General features: G+C 51.9%; 10 protein-coding genes. 6 read left to right on the top strand and 4 right to left on the bottom strand.

Annotation, left to right across the window (positions count from 1 at the left end):
- Positions 1-31: 31 nt before the first annotated feature.
- Positions 32-538: a molybdopterin-guanine dinucleotide biosynthesis protein MobB gene (gene mobB, locus LQK91_RS21255; RefSeq protein WP_105100095.1), complete on the bottom strand. Its 507-nt coding sequence runs from the start codon at positions 536-538 to the stop codon at positions 32-34.
- Between the two features lies 1 nt (position 539).
- Positions 540-1,106 carry a molybdenum cofactor guanylyltransferase MobA gene (gene mobA, locus LQK91_RS21250; protein ID WP_003850725.1) on the bottom strand — a complete coding sequence of 189 codons (567 nt, stop codon included), beginning with the start codon at positions 1,104-1,106 and terminating at the stop codon, positions 540-542.
- A 47-nt stretch (positions 1,107-1,153) separates the two neighbouring features.
- Between mobA and LQK91_RS21245 the strand changes: the two genes are divergently transcribed.
- From LQK91_RS21245 to polA, 4 genes are all read left to right on the top strand, one after another.
- Positions 1,154-1,429, top strand: a complete 276-nt coding sequence (locus tag LQK91_RS21245; RefSeq protein ID WP_003850728.1) for a YihD family protein — start codon at positions 1,154-1,156, stop codon at positions 1,427-1,429.
- Between the two features lie 45 nt (positions 1,430-1,474).
- Positions 1,475-2,461: a serine/threonine protein kinase gene (locus tag LQK91_RS21240; RefSeq protein WP_003850729.1), complete on the top strand. Its 987-nt coding sequence runs from the start codon at positions 1,475-1,477 to the stop codon at positions 2,459-2,461.
- A 26-nt stretch (positions 2,462-2,487) separates the two neighbouring features.
- Complete coding sequence (dsbA, locus tag LQK91_RS21235; RefSeq protein WP_003850731.1) at positions 2,488-3,117, top strand: thiol:disulfide interchange protein DsbA; 630 nt, start codon at positions 2,488-2,490, stop codon at positions 3,115-3,117.
- Between the two features lie 377 nt (positions 3,118-3,494).
- Complete coding sequence (polA, locus tag LQK91_RS21230; protein WP_105100096.1) at positions 3,495-6,281, top strand: DNA polymerase I; 2,787 nt, start codon at positions 3,495-3,497, stop codon at positions 6,279-6,281.
- Between the two features lie 416 nt (positions 6,282-6,697).
- Here the strand turns inward: polA and yihA are convergent, their stop codons facing one another.
- Positions 6,698-7,333 carry a ribosome biogenesis GTP-binding protein YihA/YsxC gene (gene yihA, locus LQK91_RS21225; RefSeq protein WP_039660548.1) on the bottom strand — a complete coding sequence of 212 codons (636 nt, stop codon included), beginning with the start codon at positions 7,331-7,333 and terminating at the stop codon, positions 6,698-6,700.
- A 551-nt stretch (positions 7,334-7,884) separates the two neighbouring features.
- On the opposite strand from yihA, the gene yihI reads away from it, so the two are divergent.
- Positions 7,885-8,409 carry a Der GTPase-activating protein YihI gene (gene yihI, locus LQK91_RS21220; RefSeq protein WP_003850736.1) on the top strand — a complete coding sequence of 175 codons (525 nt, stop codon included), beginning with the start codon at positions 7,885-7,887 and terminating at the stop codon, positions 8,407-8,409.
- Between the two features lie 233 nt (positions 8,410-8,642).
- Positions 8,643-10,016, top strand: coding sequence for an oxygen-independent coproporphyrinogen III oxidase (gene hemN, locus LQK91_RS21215; RefSeq protein ID WP_105100098.1), 1,374 nt, complete (start codon positions 8,643-8,645; stop codon positions 10,014-10,016).
- A gap of 41 nt (positions 10,017-10,057) precedes the next feature.
- Here the strand turns inward: hemN and glnG are convergent, their stop codons facing one another.
- Entirely contained in the window at positions 10,058-11,467 is a 1,410-nt protein-coding gene (gene glnG, locus LQK91_RS21210) for a nitrogen regulation protein NR(I) (RefSeq protein WP_008926972.1), read from the bottom strand.
- Positions 11,468-11,473 lie beyond the last annotated feature (6 nt).

The following is an 11,473-nucleotide window of genomic DNA, read 5'->3' as shown; positions in this document are numbered from 1 at the left end:
GATCGTGAAAAACACGCTGAATTTACCGGCTTCAGCACTTTCCCATCCAATCCACAATGAAATCTGCAACGCTATTTGGGCAATTTATATCCAGAACCGGCACGTGCAGGACCAGTTTCTGGTCGCTGGCGACAGCGATCACATGCTCATCAAGCAGTTCATCAATTCCGCCCTTGATCCCTGCACGCCATAAAATAATTTTAGGTACGGATTCCTCTTTAAAGCCCTCAACCAGCACGATCTCCAGCGCAGAGTGATCCATACGGCTGAGCAGATAAGGCAGATCAATCGACGGCTTTTCCGGTGTTTCACACATCAATGCCCATCGCTCTGAACTGGCCACCATCACCTGATGGGCACCCGCTTTTCTGAGCAGATAGCTGTCTTTACCTGGCGTATCCACATCCATCTGATGATGTGTGTGCTTAATCAGCCCGGCACGAATCCCTTTACTGCTGAGAATCGGTATCACCTGCTGTAACAGCGTCGTTTTACCGGTTCCACTCCAGCCCGCAATCGCTAGTAAGGGTAAGGACATATCAACCTCTCTCATTGAGATCATCGGGAGTATTAATATTGCGAAAGGCAGACTCATCGTCAGTCAGAAGTACTGCATGACCACCGTGATCGCGCAGGAAGTGCATAAGACGTCGTTCACCAGCCTGCAGATAGGCATAAAGAGGTGCAGCCATATCACGATGAATCAGAGCCAGTGTGGGGTGATCGCGCGACTGTGAGCGAACCCAGACGGCTGGCGCGTCTCCACGTTGCTCAACCAGTTTTTCCACGACGTTAAGCGGCACTGCAGGTGTATCACAGGAGCAAAAAGCGGCCCATTCACCGTCAATGGCGATCAACGCACTGTAGATACCGGCCAGTGGACCCGGATAATCATCAAAAACATCCTGAACAACCCGACACCCGCTTAACTGATAGCGATCAATATTGCGATTGGCATTAATCATGACAATGTCTACTTGTGGCCTGAGCCGTTCAAGCACATGCTGATAAAGTGGCCTGCCATTCAGGTGCACTAATCCTTTGTCCTGACCACCCATGCGGCGGCCCTGACCACCGGCCAGAATGACGCCGGTTAATATTGTCATGAGAGTGTCCTCGCTAATGACGCACTGTGAATACGGGAGAATCCTGAATGAAATGCCATCGTTTAAACGAGCTGATCGCGTTGCTGCAACCCGCCTGGCAAAAAGAACCTGACCTTAATCTGGTCACATTTTTGCAGAAACTGGCTCAGGAATCTGGATTCCGTGGCCCGTTAAGTGAATTAACCGACGATGTATTAATTTACCATCTTAAAATGCGTGACTCTGCCAGCGATGATGAAATTCCCGGCCTTAAAAAAGACTATGAAGTTGATTTCAAAACAGCACTGCTCCGCGCACGGGGTGTCATTAAACAGGACGAGTAGTGTTATCCTTGGCAGTTAAATGTGAGGGTGACTACAGGTAACATGATGAGCGACGCTGCTTTTAACTTCCAGACCTTGAATCCCGATGTGCTGCTTGATGCGCTTTGGGAGACAGGAATTCGCGTCGAGTCGGGTCTGACAGCCCTGAACAGCTATGAGAACCGGGTTTATCAGTTCAGCGATGATGAAAAACGACGCTATGTAGCGAAGTTTTATCGTCCACAGCGCTGGCGTGCCGAACAGATTGCTGAAGAGCATCAGTATGCACTCGATCTGCTGGCTGACGAGGTGCCCATCGCAGCACCACTGCGGTTAAAGGGTGAAACACTGCACAGCCACGCTGGCTTCTTCTTTGCCGTCTTTCCCAGCCTGGGCGGACGACAATATGAGACAGACAATGAAGACCAGATGGAATGGGTAGGCCGCTTCCTGGGGCGCATTCATCAGACCGGGCGCAAAACGTTATTCGGCAATCGACCGACCATAGGCCTGGATGAATATCTGCATGAACCCCGTCAGGTTCTGGAACAATCACTCTTAGTGCCTGCATCACTTAAGGCCGCACTGCTGCAGGCGCTTGATAAGCTGGGCAATACGCTGCAGCAACGGTGGCACACTACGTGGCAGCCGCTACGATTACATGGCGACTGCCATCCGGGTAATATTCTGTGGCGTGACGGACCGCTGTTTGTCGATCTGGATGATGCCCGTAATGGCCCGGCAGTACAGGATCTGTGGATGCTGATTAGCGGCGATCGACAGGAACAGCGTATTCAGTGGGATATTCTGCTGGAGGCTTACAGTGAATTCAGTGATTTTGATATTAATGAATTGTCACTGATTGAGCCTTTACGCGCTATGCGCATGGTTTATTATCTGGCCTGGGTTGTCCGACGCTGGCAGGATCCCGCTTTTCCTCGCGCTTTCCCCTGGATGACAGATGAAGATTTCTGGCGCAGGCAAATTTCACTCTTTACCGAGCAGGAGAAGCTGTTGCAGGAACCTCCTCTGCAGCTGACACCGCAATATTAATGACGTAGTCAGGAGAATTTTTCACGATGAAAAAAATTTGGTTTGCTCTGATGGGTTTAGTGCTGGCATTCAGCGCGTCCGCTGCCCAGTTCACTGAAGGTAAACAATATGTCAGTCTGCCGAAACCCGTGGCCGGCGAACCTCAGGTGATGGAGTTCTTCTCCTTCTTCTGCCCGCACTGCTATCAGTTTGAACGTATTTATCACGTCAATGACGCGGTGAAAAAGAATCTGCCTGCTGACACTAAACTGGTGAAATACCACGTCGATTTCCTTGGTGGCGATCTGGGACCGGTTGTGACCCAGGCCTGGGCTGTGGCGATGGCGCTGGGCGTTGAAGATAAGGTGACAGTACCGATCTTTGATGGCATCCAGAAAACACAGACCATCACCGATCCTGCCAGTCTGAAAGAGACGTTTGTCAAAGCGGCCGGTATCTCCGCTGCTGACTATGATGCTGCATGGAACAGCTTCGCCGTAAAAGCGCTGGTTGCACAACAGCAGAAAGCGGCTGCGGATGTTGATCTGCGCGGTGTACCAGCGATGTTCGTTAATGGCAAATATATGGTGAACAACGGCGGCCTTGATACCAGCTCTATGGACAATTTCGTTGCTGACTACGCGAACGTGGTTAAATTCCTTGTAAGCCAGAAGTAACAGGCTTTGTCATCTCATTCAACGCCAGCTCAGCTGGCGTTTTTTTATGCTATTGAACAGAGACATAAATTTTGTCCATCTCCAGGGCATAAATTTAATATCCACACAAGGGATCACATAATTAAAATTGCCGATCGGGTCACGGAAATTAAATAAGTCTATGAAATAGATGGTTTTTATTTGAGGTTTAATCATTTAAGATCCTGAAAAACAGCGCGTTATAATTTTTACGCACAAAGTTATCCACAGAATGATCGTTGCGATCTTATCTCCAGAACCGTCAAAAACGCGACATATCCTACGCCTTAGTTCACCCTTTCTGCCAGGTTGTGGCATCCTTATAGACCAACCCATAGCAACGAAGACAACACAGACTTATGGCGCAAATAGCAGAAAATCCCCTCATTCTGGTTGATGGCTCATCCTATCTTTATCGCGCGTATCACGCGTTTCCGCCGCTGACCAATAGTGCAGGTGAACCCACTGGTGCCATGTACGGTGTGCTCAACATGCTGAAAAGCCTGCTGGCGCAATACAATCCGAGTCATGTTGCTGTGGTGTTTGATGCCAAAGGCAAAACGTTCCGGGACGAGCTGTTTGAACACTACAAGTCTCATCGTCCACCGATGCCTGATGACTTACGTGCGCAAATCGAGCCGTTGCATGAGATGGTACGGGCGATGGGGCTGCCGTTACTGGCGGTGAGCGGCGTTGAAGCTGATGATGTCATCGGTACGCTGGCGCTGGAAGCAGAGAAAAAAGGCCTCTCAGTGCTGATTAGCACCGGCGACAAAGATATGGCGCAACTGGTCACCCCAGCTATCACGCTGATAAATACCATGAGCAACACCATTCTGGGCCCCGAAGAGGTTGAGCAAAAATATGGTGTGCCGCCCGCCTTAATCATCGATTTTCTGGCCATGATGGGCGACAGCTCAGATAACATCCCAGGCGTGCCGGGTGTGGGTGAAAAAACCGCGCAGGCTCTGCTGCAGGGACTGGGCAGCATGCAGACGATCTATGACAATCTGGACAAGGTGGCCGATCTCGGCTTTCGGGGTGCCAAAACCATGGCGACCAAACTTGAGCAGAATCGTGATGTGGCGTTTCTTTCCTATCAGCTGGCGACCATCAAGACGGACGTTGAGCTGGCGCTGCCCTGTGAAGAGCTCAACGTTACTGAACCTGATGTCGAGGCACTGCAGACCCTGTTCAGTCGCTATGAGTTCAAACGCTGGCTGAGTGACCTGCAGGACGGTAAATGGCTGCAGGGCAAGAAGAACAATACTCAGGCGCAAAAAGCGTTGGCTGATGAGCCAGCTGTGGTCGTTGAAACCAGCAGCGTATTGCCGAGCGAAGGTTATGTCACAATCCTGGATCAGGAACACTTTGATAGCTGGCTGGAGAAGCTGAAAAACAGCGAAGTGTTTGCCTTTGATCTGGAGACCGACGCGCTGGATACCCTGAGCGCTAACATCGTGGGTATCAGCTTCGCAGTAGCGCCCGGTGAAGCCGCCTATCTGCCGGTTGCTCATGACTATCTTGATGCGCCTGATCAACTGGATCGTGCAGCCGTTCTGGCACAGCTCAAGCCTCTGCTTGAGGATGAAAACGCCTGGAAAGTGGGCCAGAACCTGAAATACGATCGTGGCGTACTGAAGAACTACGATATTGAACTGGCCGGTATCAAATTCGACACCATGCTTGAGTCCTATATTCTCAACAGCGTGGTGGGTAAACATGACATGGATAGCCTGGCCGCTCGCTGGCTTAACCATAAAACGGTCACCTTCCAGGAGATCGCCGGTAAAGGCAAAAATCAGCTGACGTTCAATCAAATCGCGTTAGAGCAGGCCGCTCATTATGCTGCCGAAGATGCCGATGTGACTCTGCAGTTGCATCTGAAGATGTGGCCAGAGCTGGAGAAAGAAGCGGGCCCGAAAAAAGTGTTCGAACAGATTGAGATGCCGTTACTGACCGTCATCTCCCGGATAGAACGCAATGGCGTGCTAATCGATCAATCGATCCTGGCGCAACACTCCAAAGAGCTGACTGCCCGACTGGCTGAGCTTGAGTTGAAAGCGCATGAGCTGGCGGGAGAGCCTTTTAACCTCTCATCCACCAAACAGCTTCAGGTGATCCTGTTTGAAAAACAGGGCATTAAACCTACAAAGAAAACACCAGGCGGTGCGCCGTCAACCAGCGAAGAGGTGTTAGCTGAGCTGGCACTCGACTATCCACTTCCAAAAGTGATCCTGGAGCATCGCGGTTTATCCAAACTTAAGTCGACTTATACGGATAAATTACCGCTGATGATTAATCCGATAAGCGGGCGCGTGCATACCTCTTATCATCAGGCTGTTACCGCTACCGGACGCTTATCTTCTGCCGATCCGAATCTGCAAAACATCCCGGTGCGTAATGACGAAGGACGCCGGATCCGCCAGGCATTTGTCGCGGCCAAAGGCCATCGCATTGTGGCGGCAGACTATTCACAAATTGAACTGCGTATCATGGCGCATCTCTCTCAGGATAAAGGATTGCTGGACGCGTTTGCCCAGGGCGAAGATATTCACCGTGCCACGGCATCCGAAGTGTTTGGTGTGGCGCTGGATAAGGTCAGCGGCGAACAGCGTCGCAGTGCTAAAGCGATCAACTTTGGTCTGATTTATGGTATGAGCGCCTTTGGCCTGTCGCGTCAGCTGAATATCGGTGCGGGCGAAGCGAAAAAGTATATGGATCTCTACTTTGAACGTTATCCGGGCGTACTGCGCTATATGGAGAACACCCGTCAGCTGGCGGCGAGTAACGGCTATGTTGAAACGCTGGAAGGTCGTCGGCTGTGGCTGCCAGATATTAAATCCAGCAACGCCATTCGCCGGAAAGCCGCAGAACGCGCCGCGATCAATGCGCCAATGCAGGGAACCGCAGCGGATATTATCAAGCGGGCAATGATTGCGGTGGATGAATGGCTTGAACAGCAAAACGACAATGCCGTCAGAATGATCATGCAGGTTCACGATGAACTGGTATTCGAAGTGAAAGCGGAGGCCGTTGAAGAGGCCAGCCAGAAAATCCGTGCGCTAATGGAAGGTAGCGTGCAGCTCGACGTGCCTTTACTGGTTGAAGTCGGAGTGGGTAATAACTGGGATGAAGCCCACTGATTCAGCGTCTGAGGCCGGTTCCGTAAAATGGAATTGGCCGTCATCAGGCATAAGTAAATCGTTTAGTTAACGGGCTCAGCGCGGTCAATGCTGGTACTGAGATAAAGCGTTTTTCTAACTGCTTATCGGCTAAACACTTTTTCCGTCATTTAACTACATTGCAACGTTGTTTTTGTGACGCACGTGGTAAAAAAAGCCTTGTTTGATGTAAGTAAGCAACAAAAAAGCCTTTGTCACGCACAGAAAATCAGGTAAAGTTCGTCGCGTAGGGTACAGAGGTAAGATGTTCTATCTTTCAGACCTTTTACTTCACGTAATCGGATTTGGCTGAATTTAGCCGCCCCAGTCATTCTGTGACTGGGGCGTTTTTTATTGGGCTTTTTGCACCGCCGGTTTCAGCGGCACAGGGCTGCCACTCACTCTTCCGCGTCCTGATCCACCTCTGCCGGTTCAAACGTTGTGAACCAGCTGTCCAGTTTCTGACGAACCTTATCTACGCCGATTTTCTTTAGCGATGAGAAAAGTTCTACCTGCACATCACCCACAAATTCGAGTGCAGCTTCACGCACAACATTAAGCTGTGCTTTACGCGCACCTGAGGCGAGCTTGTCTGCCTTGGTGAGGAGCAACAGCACCGGAATGCCGCTTTCAACGGACCAGTTAATCATCTGTCGATCGAGATCTTTCAGCGGATGACGGATATCCATCAGGATCACCAGGCCTTTCAGCGCCTGACGTTTTTGCAGGTATTCACCTAACGCACGCTGCCACTTCAGCTTCATCTCTTCCGGGACTTCGGCATAACCGTAACCGGGCAGGTCGACCAGACGCTTGCCTTCTTTCACTTCAAACAGGTTAATCAGCTGCGTACGTCCCGGCGTTTTACTGGTACGCGCCAGACCCTTCTGATTGGTTAACGTATTTAGCGCACTCGATTTTCCCGCGTTCGAGCGGCCAGCAAAAGCCACTTCAATTCCGGTATCGGCAGGCAGATGGCGGATATCCGGCGCGCTCATGACAAAGTGGGTAACGTGATAATTCAATTCAGACAAGGTGACACTCCAGAAAACGCATTAAGGCAATGCGGCCGATTATACGCGTTATGGCGCGAAAGTGCTCAACCGCGTCTGATTAGTCAGATTTGTAAGAGATTTGCCATTACCACTGCGAGTTATTTCGCTTTTTACTTTAATTACTAAAAATAAAAAATCTTATTATTTAATATCTTATCTAGAATGGTTCTTTTTTTGAACTAACTATTTGTGGCGCTGACTTGAGGCTTTTACCAGATGGTCTACATTATTGTGCAGTGCACGGCAGCACCCATCAGGATGATGCGCTCAGGGATACCAGGAGGGTAGAGAGCGATGGAATGGAAATGAGTCAGGGATACGCTCAGACAGGGATAAGGAAAAGCTCAGGAGTTGAGCAGGCGCGGGATTGACCGGGATGTTACGAGCCGAAAAGGATTTAAAACATGATTCCTTCTTATGAAGGTATGAAATAAGGCGACAGCTTGAGCTGTCGCCTTTTTTCTTTGTCTGGTTTCTGCTAGATTTCGCCGCAATTGTATACTGAATAAAAAAAGCCGGGACCGAATACTATGAAGCAACCTGCACGAGCTGTTCACGGCAAACCTGCCGCCAAAGCCAAACGCAAATCGCGTGATGATATCAACAACGAAGCACGCGATCGCAAACGTGATAAAAAGCATCGTGGACATGCTTCTGGCAGCCGTGCTAATCCAGCGGCGTCCGATAGCAATGGCGGGAGTCAGGCTAATAACGTGAAAGATCCGCGCATCGGCAGTAAAAAGCCGGTGGCCCTGATCGCTGACGGAAAAACCGCAGCCGTTAAGCCAAAGAAAAGCGTGGAAAAACCTGCAGCTGAGAAAAAAGCACGCCTGACGCCAGAAGAAGAGCTGGCGAAGCTGGAAAATGATGAGCGTCTTGATGCGCTGCTGGATCGACTGGAAAATGGCGAAACCCTGTCGGCTGAAGATCAGGGCTGGCTGGATGCCTCGCTGGACCGTATCGACGAACTGATGGAGCAGTTAGGCATTGTGATGGATGATGCTGAAGATGAGCAGGCTGAAGAAGATATGTACCGTCTGCTGAAGGGCAACTAAGCAAATTTGATCGGCATGCGGTCTCCGCATGCCGCGCTTATCAGGTAAACGACAATGTTTTGGCCTGGATCAATTTTCGCGCTGCTGGCGACATGTTATCTGCTGTGGTTATTGTTTAAACTACGACGCCTGTCGCGGCTGAAGCAACGTTTACGTCGGGTCTCAACCCGCTCACCTTTCATCTCCTCTTCTTCGCGACCTTCTCTCAGACGCCGTCACCGGAAGGAGTGAGCATGCCATCGCAGCAGATTGAGTGGGAGCAGGCGTTAATTGAAAAGTACAATTACGCTGGCCCGCGTTATACCTCTTATCCCACCGCGCTGGAGTTCAGCGAGCAGTACGCGGAAACTGATTTCCAGCGTGCCGTCGCGCGTTATCCTGATCGTCCGCTGTCGCTCTATGTTCATATTCCCTTCTGCCATCGTCTCTGCTACTTCTGCGGCTGCAATAAGATCGTGACGCGTCAGCGCCACAAAGCGGACCGCTATCTGGACGTGCTTGAGCAGGAAATCATTCAGCGCGCGCCGCTGTTTCGCGAGCGTAAAGTCACGCAGCTTCACTGGGGCGGCGGCACGCCAACCTTTCTCGATAATACGCAGATTTCACGGCTGGTGGGTTTACTGAAGCAGCACTTCAGCGTGGCTGAGGACGCCGAAATGTCGATCGAGGTTGATCCGCGGGAAATTGAGCTGGATGTGATTGATCACCTGCGATCGCTGGGGTTCAATCGTCTGAGCATGGGCGTACAGGATTTTAATAAATCGGTGCAGGAACGGGTTAATCGGGTGCAGGATGAAGAGGTGATTTTCGGCCTGATGGCGCGCGCCCGTGAGCAGGGCTTCAGCTCTGTCAGCATCGATCTGATCTATGGCTTACCCCTGCAAACGCCCGCCAGCTTTGCCTGGACGCTGGAGCGGGTACTGGCACTGAGCCCGGACCGGCTTAGTGTATTTAACTATGCGCATCTGCCGTCAATGTTCGCGGCTCAGCGTAAAATTAAAGAGGATGAACTGCCCTCCGCGCAGCAAAAGCTGGATATCCTGCAACAGACCATTGTGACGCTGACTCAGCAGGGCTACCAGTTTATCGGGATGGATCACTTTGCAAAGCCGCAGGATGAGCTGGCCATCGCGCAGCGTGAAGGGCAGTTGCATCGCAATTTCCAGGGATACACGACGCAGGGCGACAGTGACTTACTGGGGCTTGGCGTCTCAGCCATCAGCATGACTGGCGACAGTTATGCGCAGAATCAGAAAGACCTCAACACCTGGTATGCATGTGTGGAACAGCAGGGAAATGGCCTGTGGCGCGGCATCGCCTTAACCGACGATGATTGCCTGCGGCGTGACGTGATTAAAACGCTGATTTGTAACTTCTCGCTGGATTTTGCCGCGACTGAAGCGCGATGGGGCATTCGCTTTAGCGACTATTTTGCTGAGGACATGGCGCTGCTGAAACCGTTAATTGCTGACGGGCTGGTGGTACAAACTGCTAAAGGGCTTGAGGTGACCGGCATTGGCCGGTTACTGATCCGCAATATCTGCATGTGCTTTGATCGCTATCTGCGTCAGAAAGTGCGTCAGCAGCAATTCTCCCGCGTTATATGACGAAACGGGCTGGCATGACATGCCAGCCCGCACCGAAACGCTTATTCCATGCCAAGCTCTTTCAGCTTGCGTGTCAGCGTGTTTCGTCCCCAGCCCAGCAAACGAGCGGCTTCCTGTTTGTGGCCTTGCGTATGACGCAGCGCAGTGGTGAGCAGCGTTCGCTCCATCTCCGGTTGTGCTTCCGACAGCAGATTCTGATGACCGGAACGCAGTGCGCGGTCGGCCCACTGTGCCAGCAGCGTTGCCCAACTGTCAGGCAGCGACTGCACCGGATTTTCCGGGGTGCTGGACTCAAACAGTTCGCTGGGCAGATCCTGAATCAGCACTTCCTGACCCGCAGCCATGACCGTCAGCCAGCGACAGGTGTTTTCCAGCTGACGTACGTTACCGGACCAGTGCAGCCGGGTTAAGGCTGTTTCGGTTTCCGGGTGCAGAATCTTCGCTTCCACACCCAGCTCACGAGCCGCCACCTGCAGGAAATAACGCGCCAGACGTGGGATATCCTCACGACGCTCACGCAGCGGCGGCAGATGCACACGAATCACATTCAGGCGGTGGAACAGGTCCTCACGGAACTTGCCTTCCTGCACACGCAATTCCAGGTTCTGGTGGGTTGCCGCAATAATACGCACATCCACTTTGACGGGTGCATAACCACCGACGCGATAGAACTGACCATCGGCCAGCACGCGCAGCAGTCGGGTCTGCACATCCAGCGGCATATCACCGATCTCATCCAGAAACAGCGTGCCGCCATCCGCCTGCTCAAAACGGCCCTGACGGATCTGGTTCGCGCCGGTAAAGGCCCCTTTCTCGTGACCAAACAGCTCTGACTCAATCAAATCTTTGGGTATTGCAGCCATGTTCAGTGCGATAAAGGGCGCTTTGGTGCGTGGGCTGTGGCGATGTAGCGCATGGGCCACCAGCTCTTTACCGGTTCCGGACTCACCGTTAATCAGCACGCTTATCGAAGAGCGCGATAAGCGCCCGATGATACGAAACACATCCTGCATCGCAGGCGCTTCACCAATAATATCGGTAGTTGGTCCGCTGACCGGCTGATTACGTGGCTGCTGCTGTTCCTGATAGTGGCTGATCGCTCGCTCTACCAGTGCAACGGCTTCGTCAATATCAAACGGCTTAGGCAGGTAATCAAATGCGCCCTGCTGATAGGCGCTGACGGCAGCATCCAGATCCGAATGCGCCGTCATTATGATGACCGGAAGCATGGGATGACGCTGTTTAATCTGCTTCAGTAGCGCCAGGCCATCCATACCGGGCATGCGAATGTCTGACAGTAAAACGTCCGGGGTCTTGGTTGAGAGGGCATCCAGCACCTCGCTTGCGCTGTCAAAAGTCGCGCAGCTCAAACCGGCTCCAGTGAGCGCGCGTTCAAGCACCCAGCGGATGGAGCTATCGTCATCGACGATCCAGACTATCCCTCGTTGCATAGAAAC

Source organism: Pantoea sp. MHSD4, assembly GCF_021043305.1.
GTDB lineage: Bacteria > Pseudomonadota > Gammaproteobacteria > Enterobacterales > Enterobacteriaceae > Pantoea > Pantoea eucalypti.
Note: the sequence above shows the minus strand (reverse complement) of the source record. Positions and strands in the feature narration are given on the sequence as shown.

Bases quoted from the DNA above. Each gene is read 5' to 3' on its own strand.
- yihI (WP_003850736.1), top strand. From the start codon at position 7,885: ATGAAGCAACCTGCACGAGCTGTTCACGGCAAACCTGCCGCCAAAGCC.
- glnG (WP_008926972.1), bottom strand. From the start codon at position 11,467: ATGCAACGAGGGATAGTCTGGATCGTCGATGACGATAGCTCCATCCGC.
- dsbA (WP_003850731.1), top strand. From the start codon at position 2,488: ATGAAAAAAATTTGGTTTGCTCTGATGGGTTTAGTGCTGGCATTCAGC.
- hemN (WP_105100098.1), top strand. From the start codon at position 8,643: ATGCCATCGCAGCAGATTGAGTGGGAGCAGGCGTTAATTGAAAAGTAC.
- LQK91_RS21240 (WP_003850729.1), top strand. From the start codon at position 1,475: ATGAGCGACGCTGCTTTTAACTTCCAGACCTTGAATCCCGATGTGCTG.
- LQK91_RS21245 (WP_003850728.1), top strand. From the start codon at position 1,154: ATGAAATGCCATCGTTTAAACGAGCTGATCGCGTTGCTGCAACCCGCC.
- polA (WP_105100096.1), top strand. From the start codon at position 3,495: ATGGCGCAAATAGCAGAAAATCCCCTCATTCTGGTTGATGGCTCATCC.
- mobB (WP_105100095.1), bottom strand. From the start codon at position 538: ATGTCCTTACCCTTACTAGCGATTGCGGGCTGGAGTGGAACCGGTAAA.
- mobA (WP_003850725.1), bottom strand. From the start codon at position 1,106: ATGACAATATTAACCGGCGTCATTCTGGCCGGTGGTCAGGGCCGCCGC.